We start from the raw sequence: 14129 nt of genomic DNA, 5'->3' as shown, positions 1-14129 counted from the left end.
TGAAATGAAGATTGAACATCTTGAGGAGCGGGTAAACGAATATAAAGCTTCCATCGACACCCTTGTAAACAAGCGCATACAATGGGACACTGAAGTAAAAGATCTTATCAATAAAGTTTTAAACGAAGTAGAAAAAAAATATGATATCGGATGGAAAGTACAGCGATTAAGCTGGATACATACCAATGAAGCCATTAATATAAGTTTCAATTCCTTTCCGCCGGAATTACTGCTAAAAACAAATCAAATTCCCACATACCAGTTTCTGCAGGGGGGTGCCCTGGTATTCTCCCAAATGTATAATGGAGATATTGAGATCCTCACCGTCTTCCCTCTTCCGGAAACCTGGATGCCTGTAGAAAATGACATGGTTGAAATGGGAGTCTATCCCCCCTCAGCTATTACAGAGCATCTGATAGTGGAAAAAATAGATGAATTTTTAAAAGAAATGATAAAATGGGAAGTTCCCATCCCGAAAAGTAAGGTAGGCTTTAAGAATATTAACCCTTAGATATTCTCCATTCTCCAGCGTTTAAGTTCAGGCAGCTTTCTAATAATTTGCTGCGCTTCTTCCAGGGAGATATCGTTATGTATTTCAGCCATCTCCAAAAGTTGAATTTCCAACTGGTGCAAGCTTAAGTGAGGATTTGTAAATTCACCATCTTTAAAACAATCTATACAATAATCACTATTTAAAGTTTTATCCCTGTTTGTACCACTCCTTTCTTTTGTAAAGGCTAATCCACAGCTTTGACAGGTATTGACAATCATCTTATTACTATTTTAATAGTGATTTTAATTTGGAGAGCAGGATGAGCTCAGATTTATTTTTCCCAGAGTAAGAAGCAGCAATAGCATCGGCGGTTTTCCAAATCATTTGTTTCGCCTCAGGTGTAAATAATCGCTGATGTTCTTTATAATAATCTTCAAAATCAGAATAAGCCTCTCCCGGTTCGGGATCGTTTTCATCCAGCCAGTCAAAAAATATCTCAATCTGGTATGCGGCATCGGTCCCAAACTCATCTTCAAATTCATCGTATTTAAGCCATTGTTTTTCAACGATCTCCCTGAGAGTCTTTATTTCCTGTTCTCTCACCACCTTATCGGCTGCTGCAATGGCATAGAACAATTTTCCCAAATGAATATAAAAAGAATCGGCGGTATAGCTATGGATATCTCTTCCCATGGTTTACGGTGTTTATACCTCCTAAATTTACGAAAAGCTTTTGATTAAAGAACCTGGCTTAATTAAAATAATTCTATATTAGTTAAGCTTAAAACCTATAAACATACTGCTCTAAGTTTATCTATAAAATGATAAAAATCAAGGCTGGTACGGGTTACCAATGTAATTTAAGCTGAGTTATTGCTAAACCCAGTTATAGCTTAAGCTCAACTGGTAGGTTCGTTAAACAGAAATTTTTAATTTCTACTGAATTTTATAATATTTTCTGTGTATATTTATGTCCAGGATTATACTCTGATACTCAGTATATTTAGTATAAGCTGTTCTTTCGCCCCCAACGTATTTCGTACCCGAATTTATGTAATTGCTGTTCATTTGAATAATATCTTTTGTAATGAAACAAATCCTTATCATAGAAGACGACAAGATACTTCGGGAAAACATCCGGGAACTCCTGGAAATGGAGAAGTACCGTGTTTTCACTGCCGAAAACGGCAGGGAAGGAATGGAAACAGCGTTACGCCTTAAGCCCGATCTCATAATCAGTGATATTTTGATGCCTGTTATGGATGGCTATCAACTTCTAAAAAATTTATACCGGCATAGAGAAACCCGGGAGATACCTTTTATTTTTTTATCGGCTAAATCTGAAGCAGAAGATGTAAGATTGGGGATGAACATGGGAGCCGATGATTATCTTACCAAGCCTTTTCTCGAAAAAGACCTTTTGCGCACAATAAGTACACGCATATCAAAACATGAAAAGTCAAAGAAAAAGAAAGACGAAACTCCCAAAAATAATAAGATTAATACTTTAGATGAATTAAAGACCTATTTTGAAAAGGCGGGGGAAAGTCTTGAAATTGAGAAGAATGAGGAAATCTACAGGGAAGCCAAAAATGCAAATTATGTATACCTTATTAAATATGGGTTAATAAAAACCCATCGCATGGATGAATATGGTAAGGAGCTAATAACCGGGTTGTATAAAAATTCAGATATTTTTGGAATTTATTACTTTATGGATACTTCTTTTTACCCGGAAACCGCTACTGCATTGGAAAACAGTTTTTTTTACCGACTTTCCAGCCTTAAATTCCAGGAAATCCTTAATTCCAGTCAACATTTAACCCTGGAAGTTGCCCAGTTACTATCTGATAACCTCTCCCTTATAAAAAATCATCTTCTTGAAATGGCCTATGCTTCAGTATTAAGAAAAACCACCAGCACAATAAGACAGTTTGCTGAACTTATTCCCGAAAGCGCACGAGAAGGCATTAGAGTCTCCAGAACCGATCTTGCCAGTGTAGCAGGTATTTCTACCGAAAGCTTTATTCGCAGCTTGTCAAGTCTGAAAAAAAGCGGGATCATAGACATTGAGGGCCGGAATATTAAGATCCTGAATATGCAAAAACTAAACAGCATAAAATAGAACCACCTGATTATTAATTGTTTGTTAAAAGAATTAAAATTGACAATTGTCATTTTTCCCGACACAATGATTTGGTAATTTAGACCTTAGAAAGCAAGAATTAGCTGCCGTTCTTAAAAAATAACAGTATTTGATTTTTAAGTACTTTATTGGAGTTAAAAATCAAATTGAGAAGGTATCAAAGGATATTTTCAACTAGACACATAAATTTTACCTCGTGTAAGATCACTGGTGTCGATCAAAAAGTTGGAAAATATATTTAATACCTTCTTAGGAAACAGGAGACTTTGTTCTCCTGTTTCTTTTTACGCTAATAAAGCCGGGCATAAAAACCTGTATGCTAATAAATTGTTAAATATACCGGAAATGACAAATGTCATTTTTTACGCAACTCATAATTAATAATTTAGACCACAGAAAGCAGCAGTTAACTGCCAATCTAAATAAAATGAAATTTGATTTTTAAGTACTTGATTGATGTTAAAAATCAAATTGAGAAGGTATCAAAGATATTATCTAATCGATACACAAATTTTACTTCGGGTAAGATCACTGGTATCACAATAGAATTAGAAATAATTTTAATACCTTCTTAAAGAAACAGGAGACTTTGGTCTCCTGTTTCTGTTTTTACTAAATTACCTTTTCAGCTAAGCTACAAGGAATCATCACTTCAAATGATTAACTTTAGTACAATAGCTTTTAAAAATTGAAAAAAGCTTAGCGATGTACGAAAACTTTTCTCCGATAATTATATTAGGGATTCTGCTTAGTATTGGATCTCTCGCCGGACTTCTTGCCGAAAAAGTGAATCTCCCAAGAGTAGTAGCTTACATTCTTATTGGAGTCATTTTTTCTCCAGGCATTCTGGGAGATATGCTCCATTTTTCCACTGCGAGTTGGTCGCCTTTTCTCACAAATATTGCATTAGGGATTATCGCCTATATTATTGGATCTGAGGTTGACCTTCAAAGCCTGAAAAAAGAAAAAGGTACTATAATGGCAGCTGTCCTGGGACAGTCCTTAGGAGCCATCATCTTTGTTGCGCTGGGACTTTGGTTTCTTGGTTCGGCCTTTGGTTTTCTCAAAGAGATCGATTTTACCATGGCATTGATAATTGGTACAATAGCCACCGCAACAGCCCCTGCCGCCAGTCTTGGGATTATAGAAGAATATGGAGCTAAAGGTAAATTAACCAATACTTTGTTAGGTGTGATAGCTATAGATGATGCTATTGGCGTAATTCTATTTACCCTTGTTTTAGGAACAGTGACCGAAGGAGGATTTTCCAGTAGCCTCATGGAAGGACTAAAAGAAATAGGTGGCGCACTCTTATTGGGAAGTATACTTGGTGTTTTACTAGGGTACCTGGGAAATAGATTAAAAAAAGAAGAGCTTCGATTGGTAACTATATTAGGATTTATACTGCTGGTATTGGGGCTATCTGAATTGTTTGCATTTTCAATGCTCCTAAGCTGTATGAGCCTTGGTTTTGTTTCCGTCATGTTTTATCCAAAAAGACGTGCAGAATGGATACTTCCTCTTAAACATATGGAAGAATTGGTCTTTATTTTTTTCTTCACACTTGCCGGCATCCATTTTGAGCTGCAAATAATGTTTTCATCCGCTCTTTTAGTCTTTACCTACATGATCTTACGAACTGCCGGAAAGTATACGGGCAGTTATATAGGAATGCTGATTGGTGGGGCAGGAAAACAGCCGCGAAGGCTATTAGGTCTTTGTTTGTTTCCACAGGCTGGCGTAGCTATTGGCCTTGCCATCAAGGCTTCAGATCATCCAGGAATGCAGGAAATAGCAGCGCTCCTGCTCAATATCATCCTGGGCTCCACCATTATTTTTGAACTTACCGCACCTTTTTTCACCAGGTTCGCGCTCAAGAAGGCGGGTGAAATAAAAGAAAATAAATAGATGAGCGTTTTTTAGATTTTTTTAAATGGTTAATCGGTACAATGGATTAAACAAAACCTAAGTATTTAGACTAATCAAAAAAATTAAGTACACGGGAAACTGATGAAATGTTAAATTTTAATTAGATGAGATTTGTCATTTTTTATAAATTACAAGTCTGTTATCTTAGTGCTCAACAAAAAACAAATCTGATCTTGAGGTTTTTATAGAACTAAAAAGATCAAATTTCTGGAGTTAATAATTCACAGTTTAATCGCGAATTTAAGCATTCATAGAGGAATAAATTTTCCTTAATGATTACCTAAGTGAACATAGTACTCCAATAAAAAGCAGAAAATTTTCAGTTTTCTGCTTTTTATTTTTACTACTCAAGGAGTATTATCCATTTCAATATAAATTTCATTATTTTTTAAAGATTGATATTTATCATTACCCAAACCCCTACTATTAAATACATTAGGGATATGATTTATTAACCCTAAAATTTTAATATTATGTCACTAATTAAATCCAACAAACGTCGGCGCCCAATGTGGGGCACCTCATTATTTACTGATGATCCGTTTTTTTCTGAATTGATGGACACCAGGAAACTGAATAATTTAAATCGCATTTTTAATGGAGAAGATTTCGATTTCAGTCCTGCAGTGAATATCAAGGATAACGAAAAAGATTATGAAATCGAATTGGCTGCCCCCGGACTTGAAAAGGATGATTTCAAAGTAACAATGGAAAATGGAATCCTGACAATCTCTGCAGAAAGAGAAGAGAAATCTGAAGAAGAGAAAGAAGGATTTGTAAAAAAGGAATTCAGTTATAACAGCTTTTCCCGATCTATGAGCTTACCCGACAGTATTGATGAAGAAAAGGAAGTGAAGGCCAGTTATAAAGACGGAATCCTTAAAATGATCCTTCAGAAAAAGGAAGAAACCGAAGCTTCTAAAAAACAAAAGACCATTAAAGTTTCTTAGACCAAAATGGACAGAAAAAAGGGGCGAAAATTTTCGCCCTTTTTTTTTAATGTGTAAATATTTGCCAGCTTTTATCAGGCCCCCGAACACTTATAAGGTTATCTGTGAGGATTCTGGCCGTAATTGGAGGCGCTTCCCGGAGTTTCCTCTTAGTAACCGAAACGGGAAATGGGCCCGATAAATATTGTAAAACTTCTCCATCCTTATCAATAAATACTACATCATATTTATAAGAAATCATTCTTTTTCCCAGTACTGGATTTTTCCCCAATTCTTCTTCTGCAAGTTTCAGAGCCAGGGCCTTCCCATCATTGAATAAAGACACATTTAGAAATTCAGGTTCTATTACCACTTTTCCGGTTTCATCTATAAAACCATAGTAATTTATCCCTTCGATATTTTTTTTAATTATGGCTCTGTTCTCCTTCATTACCGGTACTTTTTGAGTAGCAACCCCCAGATCACGGGCTGTTGAGACTTTTTCGTTTTCAATAAGATCATTTCTGAAGTCAACCACTAATTCTCCTGAGGCATCAATAAAACCCCACTGGTTATTCTTTTTCACCGGTGCATATCCCTCATGGAGAGAGCCAACATAACTAAGGTCTTTTAATTCCTGAGCCTCCATAAAAAATGGTACCAGGAGAATAAGGATTAGGCGAATAGGTTTCATCGTGTTTATTTTAAGAGTTAATAACTAAAGATACCGAACAGACTTAAATTAAAAAATGATAAACATCATCTAAAATCCTCCATTCTTTTCTTAATGATTTTATAAACAGGGGGGTTTACTGATTTTCGTCATAGTTTACGGCACCTAATTCTGTTAAATTTGAGTACATACAAATCCAGGAAAACATGAGAAAAATAGTATTTCCAACCGATTTTTCAGAAAATGCTTTCAATGCACTTCAATATGCAGCAGAGTTGCTGAAATACGAAACCTGTGAATTTTTTCTCCTGCATGCCTATGCCGATGAGGTATATAACGATGAAAAGGTTTTAAACCGAAGCTTAATGGATGAGCTTAAAGAGAAAGTTTTAAGCCACGCCGAGATAAAACTCGAAGAGACCCTTAAAAAAATCAGGAAAATATCTCCTAATCCCCATCATACTTATCATAAGGTGGCTTCGTTTGGCGCCCTGGTAGACGAGGTGAATGATCTTGTAGATTCTGAAAATGCCGATCTCTGTATAATGGGAACCCGGGGAAAATCAGACGATCGCAATATAAATTTTGGCACAAACACCTTATTGGTGATGAAATATGTACAGTGCCCGGTACTTGGAATTCCTGCAGGTTATAAATACAATACTCCCAGGAATATTCTTTTCCCTACAAATTTCCTCGTTCCCTATCAAAGAAGAGAATTAAAACTCGTAAGCGAAATCGCCCGGGTTTTTGGTTCAGAGATTCACTCTTTATATATCTCTAAATATCCTGTAGAGTCATTTAGACAAAAAGATAATCTGAACTTTCTGAAAGAGCAGTTTCATAATATAAAATTCCAAACTCATCAGGTAGATGGAGCAGATAAAGTATCAACTATCATGGGATTTATTGAAAAACAAGAAATAGATATCCTGGTGTTGGTTAACTCCAGGCACAGCGAACTGGAAAATATACTTTTTGAAGGAACATTAGACAAGATCAGTCTGAATCCTAAAATACCGTTACTGGTTCTGCAGAATTTTAACCGGGAAAGTGTTTAACTCCTAAAACCTCATGAGATGAAAAAAATTTTAATGCCAACCGATTTCTCTACAAACTCCATAAACGCCTTGAAATATGCGGTGAGTTTGTTCAAGGATGAAGAATGTACCTTCTATCTGTTAAACACCTTTACTCCGGTTTTATACGACACAGAATATATCCTATATAGCACTACCCAACCCGGATTAGAAGAAATTTATCGGGACAATTCAAAAAAGGGTCTCCAAAAGGTAAAAAGGCGCATTACCGCAGTAGATAAAAATCCAAATCACCACTTTGAATTAATCTCTGCTTTCAATTTATTGATCGAGGAAATAAAAGACCAGGTAAAAGAAAAAAACATAGATCTGGTAGTAATGGGCACACAAGGTGCTACGGGAGCCCAGGAGGTTTTGATGGGAACCAATACCGTTCAGGCTATAAAAAAGGTAAAATGCCCTATCCTGGCAATCCCTTCAGAATATGAATATACCAAACCAGACAATATTCTTTTTCCTACAGACTATGAGCTTGATTATAGTAGCCAGCAATTTCAGCTCTTAAAGGATATAATTAAAAATTATGATTCCAGGCTGAATATCCTTCATGTGCTGACCAAAGAAGAATTATCTCCGGAAAAAGAGCAGAATAAGAAAAAGCTGGCCACCCATATGGAAAAGCTTAAGCATCAATTCTACAGCAAAGAAAAACAAGCGCTTACAGAGGCAATTTATAACTTTCAGAATGAGCATCCTACAGATATGCTGGTAATGATTAACAACAAGCATTCATTCTTTGAAAACCTGCTTTTCAGGCCTGTGATCAATAAAATTGGATTTCATATAAAAGTTCCTTTTCTGGTAATCCCTTCAGGAAAATATTCTTCTTAACTATGAAAAATGTCCTTGTCCCCACCGATTTCTCCAAAAATGCCTGGAAGGCTCTGGAGTATAGTATTCATTTGTTTGAGAAAGATGTTTGTACCTTTTACCTGCTGAATGCTTTTCAGACAGACTATTTTACAACAACCAGCATAATGGTTCCCGAGCCCGGTGAACCTGCCTACGATCTCGCCCATGAACAGTCTAAAGATGGTCTGGAAAAACTCCTTGATGGTCTTAGCCTTATGAACGAAAATCCAAATCATCATTTCAAGATTGTTTCCATGTATAATAGTGTTACCGAAGCTATTAAATGGGGTATAGAAAAATATAATATCAACCTGGTGGTCATGGGCACCAAAGGTTCAGGTGATCCTGAAAATCGTATTTTTGGAAGCAACACCATTCACGTTTCAGATAATTGTAATACCTGCCCTGTTTTAATTGTTCCGGAGAATGCCCTCTTTGTTCCCGAAATTAAAAAGGAGGTAGTATTTGCTACTAATTTTCGCTACAAATGTTCCCAGGCCGGGGTGAATTATGTTAATGAAATTGCCAACAGGTTTTCTGCGGCGGTAAGAATATTATACATTCAGGAGCATGAACATTTAGACGAAGAGCAGGAAAACAATAGGGAACATCTCCAGGATCTGCTTCGGAATATCTCTCACAGTTTCCATACCTTAACCAATATTTCTGTCACAAAAGGCATTATTACCTTTATCGAAAGTCGTGGCAGCCAATTATTGATACTGAATAGGGAGAAACCAGGCTTTTTCAAAAAGATATTCTCCAGGTCAATCTTACACGAGATTTCAAAAAAACCGAAAGTTCCAATTTTAGTGCTTCCGGAAACAAGGTATTTGCCGCGCTTATTCTAATTTTTATAAATTAATGCCGGGTTCCTAGCCTATGGATACTTCTGAATTAAAAATAATAAAAGCCTCTGGGCAGAAAGCACTTTTTTCTGAAGAAAAGGTTGCCGCCTCTCTGGGCCGTACCGGTGCCGGCAAGGAAGTGATTGAAAAGGTCCTTTCTAAGCTCAGGAAGGAGCTCTATCCAGGAATTTCAACTAAAGAGATCTATAACCGGGCTTTCCGCTTATTAAAAAATAAGGACCACCTTCTGGCTTCCCGCTATAAATTAAAAAATGCCATTTATGAGCTTGGTCCAACCGGTTTCCCTTTTGAAAAATTTGTAGGAGCAGTCCTAAAATATAGTGGATACAATGTGGAAGTTGGCGATATTTTTCAAGGCGCCTGTGTAACCCACGAAGTAGATGTTATCGCTAACCGGGAGAATGAAACTTTACTAATGGAGTGTAAGTTTCACAGTACGCCTGGAAAAAGCTGTGATGTAAAGGTTCCACTATATATACATTCCCGATTTAGAGATATTGAGAAATTCAATAAGAACAAAAAGAACCATCCATTTTTCTTTTCTGAAGGCTGGGTAGTTACCAATACCAGGTTTACTAAAGATGCCACCAGATATGCTAAATGTGTAGGCTTAAAGCTATTAAGTTGGGATTATCCCAAGGGAAATAGCTTAAAAGAACGTATAGATAAAACTGGGTTATATCCTATCACCGTATCTGTTCTACTGAATAAACGTGAGAAACAATTCCTGCTCAGTCGGGATGTGGTGCTATGTCGTGACCTGGTGAACGATGATTTTTACCTCGATCATCTGGGAATTTCTTCAAACCGAAAAAAACACATCCTAGAAGAAATGCAAAGTTTATGTAAAGCCTGAATATGAGCAATAAAGTCAAGATAAGCTTTTATGGTGCAGCGGGAACGGTTACCGGCTCAAAATTCCTGTTGGAAACCCCTGGGTATAACATCCTGATAGATGCCGGGATGTTCCAGGGCATTAAGGAATTAAGAAAATTAAACTGGGAGGATTTTCCTTTTCCTCCAAAAAATATTGATACCGTGCTTCTCACTCACGGACATTTAGACCATTCGGGTTATTTACCCCGGTTGCTTATGCAAGGATTTAAAGGACCAATCCTGGGAACTTCTCCTAGCCTGGCAATCGCCTCAATTATTTTACGGGACAGCGCCAAAATTCAGGAAGAAAATGCTGAAAAGGCCAATAAAGAAGGTTTCAGCAGCCATTCTCCGGCCCTCCCTTTTTATAATATGGAACAAGCCGAAAAGACGATCACTTTATTCGAAAAAGTGGAACCTGAAGATTGGATTAAGCTTTCAGAAAACATAAAGGTTAGATTTATAAAAAACGGGCATATTCTTGGATCGACTTTCATAGAATTAGATGTATTTGGGAAATTATGGGTTTTTTCGGGTGATATTGGCAGAGAGCAAGATCTTTTGCTCGAACCCCCTGGAAGGCCTCAATGGGCAGATTATCTAATTCTGGAAAGCACTTATGGCGACCGCCGGCATCCTGAGGAAGACGTAGATGAAATTTTAAGTTCAGAAATTGATAATGTAATTAACAACAACGCCAGTCTTATTATTCCAAGTTTCGCAGTTGAACGTCTCCAAAGCCTGATGTATAAACTATGGCAGCTTTATAAGAAGAATAAAATCCCCAATATTCCAATCTTTATAGACAGCCCTATGGGAAATGAAGTACTGGATGTTTTTGAACGTTTCCCTCAATGGCATAAGCTGGATAAAAATGAATTCCGGGAGATGAAGAGGCATTTTAAAATAATCACCTCTTATAAAGATACCTGGAAAACCATAGACTATAACCACCCTAAAGTTGTAATTGCCGGAAGTGGAATGGTTACAGGTGGCAGGGTGCTTACTTACCTGAGATATTACCTCGAAAAACCTGAAACCACTGTGCTGCTGGTTGGTTTTCAGGCTGAAGGCACACGAGGGCGACAGCTTCTTGAAGGCAGCCAGGAGATTAAGATTTTTGGCAAATACTGCCAGGTTAAGGCCAAAATACAACATATAGACAGTCTCTCCGCGCATGCTGATCAATCTGGACTTCTGGCCTGGACAAGCGAAATCAAAAATATTCCCGAGCAGGTTTTTCTGGTTCATGGCGAGCCACATTCCAGCGATGCCTTAAGAGTTAAACTCAAGGATGTATACAATTGGAATGCTTCAATCCCAAAACTAAATGAAAGTTTTTCTGCTTCCTGAAAGTTTATAATCTTTTGATAATTATCATTTTACAAAGCTGTTTTTTGTTGTAAATTTAGAAGTATGTAATTCTGAATCTTATGGCAACTTCTTTCAAAAAACGATTTAACGACAGGGAAGGAAGCACGGAGGTACTGCAAAAGGAAACCGATGCCTGGCTTTATGAAATCTTCAGTACAACGGAGCATATTCGTTTTCTTACAAAATTTCTCCAGGCTGATATTTTTGAAGCCAGACAACCCAATATGTTTGAAATGTTCGAAAGTTTTAAAGAAAAACTGGATGCCTACCGTAAGGCTATTTTCATATTAAACCGGGAGGCCCACAATCATAAAAACGACCTTGATGGCATGAAGGATTGCGATGATATTAGTTGTGAGAGTTTTTACCGTGAGCAACATTCAGAATTAAAAGAAAATTTCACAAAATTCATTGCCGGATTTAAAGATTTGCAATCACAAATATTTAATTATACCGGAGATCTCTTGATCACAAAAGAGTAATTATTCACCTAAAATTAAAAGTCATGAAGGATCAAAAAAAATTCAGGTATATCGAATGGAAAAGCCCTGAAGAAATGCACTATAGTGCACAGCAATGGAGCTCCAGCCTTGCATTTATTGAAGATGAGCATCTTTTTTTTGAAGATATGCTTAGAGAGTATACCCTACCGATTATTGAATCTAACTTAATTGAGGAGGTTAAGACCTTAATTGATAGATTAACCGAATCAAAAAAGAAGATGAAGACCCTTATTGAGAAAGTATCAAAACATAAAAACGGGTTGGACATTTTAGTTGATGGAATAGATCAACCGGAAGAAGAAAAAAAGTATAAGGAAGAACATAGAACTCTTTTAAAAGAGATTAATAGCTTTTCTGAATCCTATAAACAATTAAAAAAAGATATTTTCCAGAATGTTTCCGGTGCCTTAAAAAAACAGAAGCAAAAAAGGCTTCTGAATTAGGGACCAAAATATTCTAGTAACTTTAATAAGAAAAAAACCTCGATGAGATATATTCCCTTAATTCTTTCTTTTGTTTTTTTCACAGCTTGCAGCACAGCACGCCTGGTGGAGAGCCATTCCCCTTATCGAGCTGAAAAACCAAAAATTGAAAAAATATTGATCATAGGGATGACTCCTCTTACAGAATTCCGGGAATCCTTTGAGACCAGACTTCAGAAAGAGTTTAAAAAAAACAATGTGGAAGCGGTGGCTAGTGTTTCTGTATTAAATGGAAAGCTTGCACCGGGGGAAAGCACTGAACAACAGCTAAATAACCTGGAGAAACATTTATTGGAAGAAGGTTACAATACTGTCTTGTTAAGCAAAATAATCCAGGTTGAATCACATAAGGATTTACGCAGCAGTCTTCACAATTTAAGAGGAAGTTATCGAAGTTTTAAGAGTGACTACTATGCCAACCAGGGAATTTTCCATGGCGATAATATCAACGGCGATTCAAAGGTCTATCATACTGAAACTTCTATTTACACCCTCCCAGAAAACCGCCAAAGGGAACTTTTATGGCAGGGAGAGATTGACCTTAAAAACCCGAAAAGAGTAAGAAAGACCATTAGGCAATATGTAGATTTATTAATTTCCAGGCTTAAATGGGATGGCGTTCTTCCTCAATAAAAAAACAAAACGAAAACCTTTTCGTGACTTTTCAGGTAATACAAATCTGCCATTATTGCAGTTCATCCCTATGAATAGATTTTTTCTATAATCAATCGATTAACTCAATAACATAGATGGACAGAAACTTAGAAATTCCGGTTTACGGCATTTACTTCAGGAATTAGTATAAGCACTTAAATTCTAACTTTTTTATAAATCATTACTATTCCTGGGATAAACAGCAGATTTGGCAAGAAGTCACCGGTTATTTCCACAAAATTTAAATTAGTTTTAACCTTTCTTCAGGACCAAAAGCGCTCAAAATACTCTAAATTACTATCAGTAAAGTTTTCAATGAAGGAGATCTTCCGAAAGCTTGCATAGTCTTTGTGCCATAATTGATCGTTGAAATAATAACAGGCTGTAAAGCCACATAAAAATTAACCAAAAAAACAATACATGAAAGTATTACTTATTGGAGCCGGAAATATGGGACTAACTTATGCCGAAGGAATGGCAAAGTCCAGTTTATTAAACCGCAGAAACTTAATGATCTTCGATAAATCGGCTGATATTATTACCAGCTTAAGCAAATTAGACCATTTTGATGTTTACGACGATATTGAAGAATGCCTACCCAATGCCGATGTCGTTTTCCTGGCGGTAAAACCATATCACTGCGAAAGTCTTTTCGAAGAAATACGGCCAATGGTAAATAATGAACAAATTTTTGTTTCTCTTATGGCAGGAGTTACCCTTTCTAAAATCCAGGAAGGTCTTGGGGTTAAAAAGGTGGTAAGGTCAATGCCTAATCTACCAGCACAGGTAGGAAAAGGGGTGACCTCTTATACCGAATCTGAAGAAGTTACCCGGGTAGAACTACTTATGGTTAGGAATTTACTTGATACTACCGGAGAGTCCATCCATGTAGAAACTGAAAACTTTATAGATGCCTCCACAGGTATTTCAGGAAGTGGTCCCGCATATGTATTTTACTTCATGCAGTCTATGCTTGAAGCAGCTCTTAAAATGGGCTTCTCTAAAAATGATTCTAAAGTACTGGTTAGCCAAACCTTTGAAGGGGCGGTTAAATTATTTAACGAATCTGATCTTTCTCCGGAAACCTGGATGGAACGCGTAGCCTCAAAAGGAGGTACAACCCGTGCCGCTCTTGATTCTATGGAAGACAACAACGTTAAAGAGCTTATTAAAGATGCTGCTTATGCTGCCTTTGACAGAGCTGTTGAACTAGGGAAAGAGTAACAATAAGTTTTATTTCAAAATTATA

Annotated in this window: 16 protein-coding genes; 13 read left to right on the top strand and 3 right to left on the bottom strand. The window is 36.8% G+C overall.

Going from position 1 to position 14129, the window contains the following annotated elements:
• The first annotated feature begins 4 nt into the window (after window positions 1-4).
• On the top strand, window positions 5-511 hold the full coding sequence (locus tag VIM94_RS01840; RefSeq protein WP_332037588.1) for a hypothetical protein: 507 nt from the start codon (window positions 5-7) through the stop codon (window positions 509-511).
• Here VIM94_RS01840 and VIM94_RS01835 read toward each other — a convergent pair.
• Together VIM94_RS01835 and VIM94_RS01830 are read right to left on the bottom strand one after the other, a co-directional pair.
• The gene (locus VIM94_RS01835) at window positions 508-771 is read right to left on the bottom strand and encodes a zinc ribbon domain-containing protein (RefSeq protein ID WP_332037587.1); all 264 of its coding nucleotides are present in this window, start codon (window positions 769-771) and stop codon (window positions 508-510) included. The two genes, VIM94_RS01840 and VIM94_RS01835, sit on opposite strands and share 4 nt — an antisense overlap.
• A 7-nt stretch (window positions 772-778) precedes the next feature.
• Window positions 779-1186 (bottom strand): hypothetical protein, encoded by a 408-nt coding sequence (locus VIM94_RS01830; protein WP_332037586.1) that lies wholly within the window; start codon window positions 1184-1186, stop codon window positions 779-781.
• A 394-nt stretch (window positions 1187-1580) separates the two neighbouring features.
• Here VIM94_RS01830 and VIM94_RS01825 point away from each other — a divergent pair, with 394 nt between their 5' ends.
• The 3 genes from VIM94_RS01825 to VIM94_RS01815 all read left to right on the top strand — a co-directional run bounded on the left by VIM94_RS01825 (window position 1581) and on the right by VIM94_RS01815 (window position 5518).
• Window positions 1581-2618 (top strand): response regulator, encoded by a 1038-nt coding sequence (locus tag VIM94_RS01825; protein ID WP_332037585.1) that lies wholly within the window; start codon window positions 1581-1583, stop codon window positions 2616-2618.
• A 726-nt stretch (window positions 2619-3344) separates the two neighbouring features.
• Window positions 3345-4547 carry a cation:proton antiporter gene (locus VIM94_RS01820; RefSeq protein WP_332037584.1) on the top strand — a complete coding sequence of 401 codons (1203 nt, stop codon included), beginning with the start codon at window positions 3345-3347 and terminating at the stop codon, window positions 4545-4547.
• A 494-nt stretch (window positions 4548-5041) separates the two neighbouring features.
• Window positions 5042-5518 carry an Hsp20/alpha crystallin family protein gene (locus tag VIM94_RS01815; RefSeq protein WP_332037583.1) on the top strand — a complete coding sequence of 159 codons (477 nt, stop codon included), beginning with the start codon at window positions 5042-5044 and terminating at the stop codon, window positions 5516-5518.
• A gap of 46 nt (window positions 5519-5564) precedes the next feature.
• Here the strand turns inward: VIM94_RS01815 and VIM94_RS01810 are convergent, their stop codons facing one another.
• The gene (locus VIM94_RS01810) at window positions 5565-6191 is read right to left on the bottom strand and encodes a WG repeat-containing protein (RefSeq protein WP_332037582.1); all 627 of its coding nucleotides are present in this window, start codon (window positions 6189-6191) and stop codon (window positions 5565-5567) included.
• A gap of 185 nt (window positions 6192-6376) precedes the next feature.
• On the opposite strand from VIM94_RS01810, the gene VIM94_RS01805 reads away from it, so the two are divergent.
• The 9 genes from VIM94_RS01805 to proC all read left to right on the top strand — a co-directional run bounded on the left by VIM94_RS01805 (window position 6377) and on the right by proC (window position 14104).
• Window positions 6377-7231 (top strand): universal stress protein, encoded by an 855-nt coding sequence (locus tag VIM94_RS01805; protein ID WP_332037581.1) that lies wholly within the window; start codon window positions 6377-6379, stop codon window positions 7229-7231.
• A gap of 18 nt (window positions 7232-7249) precedes the next feature.
• Window positions 7250-8101: a universal stress protein gene (locus tag VIM94_RS01800; RefSeq protein ID WP_332037580.1), complete on the top strand. Its 852-nt coding sequence runs from the start codon at window positions 7250-7252 to the stop codon at window positions 8099-8101.
• A 2-nt stretch (window positions 8102-8103) separates the two neighbouring features.
• Entirely contained in the window at window positions 8104-8973 is an 870-nt protein-coding gene (locus VIM94_RS01795; RefSeq protein ID WP_332037579.1) for a universal stress protein, read from the top strand.
• 31 nt (window positions 8974-9004) lie between these two features.
• Window positions 9005-9847 carry a restriction endonuclease gene (locus VIM94_RS01790; protein ID WP_332037578.1) on the top strand — a complete coding sequence of 281 codons (843 nt, stop codon included), beginning with the start codon at window positions 9005-9007 and terminating at the stop codon, window positions 9845-9847.
• Window positions 9848-9849: 2 nt separating this feature from the next.
• Complete coding sequence (locus VIM94_RS01785; RefSeq protein ID WP_332037577.1) at window positions 9850-11220, top strand: MBL fold metallo-hydrolase; 1371 nt, start codon at window positions 9850-9852, stop codon at window positions 11218-11220.
• Window positions 11221-11300: 80 nt separating this feature from the next.
• Window positions 11301-11723: a hypothetical protein gene (locus VIM94_RS01780; protein ID WP_332037576.1), complete on the top strand. Its 423-nt coding sequence runs from the start codon at window positions 11301-11303 to the stop codon at window positions 11721-11723.
• Between the two features lie 23 nt (window positions 11724-11746).
• A complete protein-coding gene (locus VIM94_RS01775) occupies window positions 11747-12187 on the top strand; it encodes a hypothetical protein (RefSeq protein ID WP_332037575.1) in 441 nt (146 codons plus the stop codon).
• Between the two features lie 42 nt (window positions 12188-12229).
• Entirely contained in the window at window positions 12230-12859 is a 630-nt protein-coding gene (locus VIM94_RS01770; protein WP_332037574.1) for a hypothetical protein, read from the top strand.
• A gap of 441 nt (window positions 12860-13300) precedes the next feature.
• Window positions 13301-14104, top strand: a complete 804-nt coding sequence (gene proC / locus VIM94_RS01765) for a pyrroline-5-carboxylate reductase (protein WP_332037573.1) — start codon at window positions 13301-13303, stop codon at window positions 14102-14104.
• Window positions 14105-14129: the final 25 nt, after the last annotated feature.

The sequence above is a fragment of the Salegentibacter sp. genome (assembly GCF_036568425.1).
Classification (GTDB): Bacteria; Bacteroidota; Bacteroidia; order Flavobacteriales; family Flavobacteriaceae; genus Salegentibacter.
The sequence above is the reverse complement of the archived record's forward strand: the minus strand, read 5'-3'. Positions and strand labels throughout refer to the sequence as shown.

Bases quoted from the DNA above. Each gene is read 5' to 3' on its own strand.
- VIM94_RS01840 (WP_332037588.1), top strand. From the start codon at position 5: ATGAAGATTGAACATCTTGAGGAGCGGGTAAACGAATATAAAGCTTCC.
- VIM94_RS01835 (WP_332037587.1), bottom strand. From the start codon at position 771: ATGATTGTCAATACCTGTCAAAGCTGTGGATTAGCCTTTACAAAAGAA.
- VIM94_RS01830 (WP_332037586.1), bottom strand. From the start codon at position 1,186: ATGGGAAGAGATATCCATAGCTATACCGCCGATTCTTTTTATATTCAT.
- VIM94_RS01825 (WP_332037585.1), top strand. From the start codon at position 1,581: ATGAAACAAATCCTTATCATAGAAGACGACAAGATACTTCGGGAAAAC.
- VIM94_RS01820 (WP_332037584.1), top strand. From the start codon at position 3,345: ATGTACGAAAACTTTTCTCCGATAATTATATTAGGGATTCTGCTTAGT.
- VIM94_RS01815 (WP_332037583.1), top strand. From the start codon at position 5,042: ATGTCACTAATTAAATCCAACAAACGTCGGCGCCCAATGTGGGGCACC.
- VIM94_RS01810 (WP_332037582.1), bottom strand. From the start codon at position 6,191: ATGAAACCTATTCGCCTAATCCTTATTCTCCTGGTACCATTTTTTATG.
- VIM94_RS01805 (WP_332037581.1), top strand. From the start codon at position 6,377: ATGAGAAAAATAGTATTTCCAACCGATTTTTCAGAAAATGCTTTCAAT.
- VIM94_RS01800 (WP_332037580.1), top strand. From the start codon at position 7,250: ATGAAAAAAATTTTAATGCCAACCGATTTCTCTACAAACTCCATAAAC.
- VIM94_RS01795 (WP_332037579.1), top strand. From the start codon at position 8,104: ATGAAAAATGTCCTTGTCCCCACCGATTTCTCCAAAAATGCCTGGAAG.
- VIM94_RS01790 (WP_332037578.1), top strand. From the start codon at position 9,005: ATGGATACTTCTGAATTAAAAATAATAAAAGCCTCTGGGCAGAAAGCA.
- VIM94_RS01785 (WP_332037577.1), top strand. From the start codon at position 9,850: ATGAGCAATAAAGTCAAGATAAGCTTTTATGGTGCAGCGGGAACGGTT.
- VIM94_RS01780 (WP_332037576.1), top strand. From the start codon at position 11,301: ATGGCAACTTCTTTCAAAAAACGATTTAACGACAGGGAAGGAAGCACG.
- VIM94_RS01775 (WP_332037575.1), top strand. From the start codon at position 11,747: ATGAAGGATCAAAAAAAATTCAGGTATATCGAATGGAAAAGCCCTGAA.
- VIM94_RS01770 (WP_332037574.1), top strand. From the start codon at position 12,230: ATGAGATATATTCCCTTAATTCTTTCTTTTGTTTTTTTCACAGCTTGC.
- proC (WP_332037573.1), top strand. From the start codon at position 13,301: ATGAAAGTATTACTTATTGGAGCCGGAAATATGGGACTAACTTATGCC.